Source organism: Nocardia cyriacigeorgica (assembly GCF_010858045.1).
GTDB classification, from domain to species: Bacteria; Actinomycetota; Actinomycetes; order Mycobacteriales; family Mycobacteriaceae; genus Nocardia; species Nocardia cyriacigeorgica_E.
Window position 1 is genome coordinate 1 of sequence record NZ_JAAGVC010000143.1, and the last position, 387, is coordinate 387.

General features: G+C 66.9%; 1 protein-coding gene. It reads right to left on the reverse strand.

The window, feature by feature from the left end; genetic code table 11:
• Positions 1–387 (reverse strand): aldehyde dehydrogenase family protein (locus tag GV790_RS29110; protein ID WP_163818021.1); only part of this gene is annotated, 387 nt, incomplete at both ends.

A 387-nucleotide genomic window follows, 5' to 3' on the forward strand; every position in this document is an offset into this window, starting at 1 on the left:
GCATCACGATGGCGTGATTCTTGGCGCCACCGAAGCACTGGGCCCGCTTGCCGTTGGCGGTGGCGGTCTCGTAGATGTACTGGGCGATCGGGGTGGAGCCGACGAAGCCGACGGCCTGGATGCGCGGATCGTGCAGAATCGCGTCCACCGCTTCCTTGTCACCGTTGACGACGTTGAACACGCCGGCGGGCAGCCCCGCCTCCAGGAATAGCTCGGCCAGCCGCAGCGGAACCGAGGGATCACGCTCGGACGGCTTGAGGATGAAGGCATTACCGCAGGCCAGCGCGGGACCTGCCTTCCACAGCGGGATCATGGCCGGGAAGTTGAACGGCGTGATGCCCGCGACGACGCCGAGCGGCTGGCGCATCGAGTAGACGTCGATGCCGG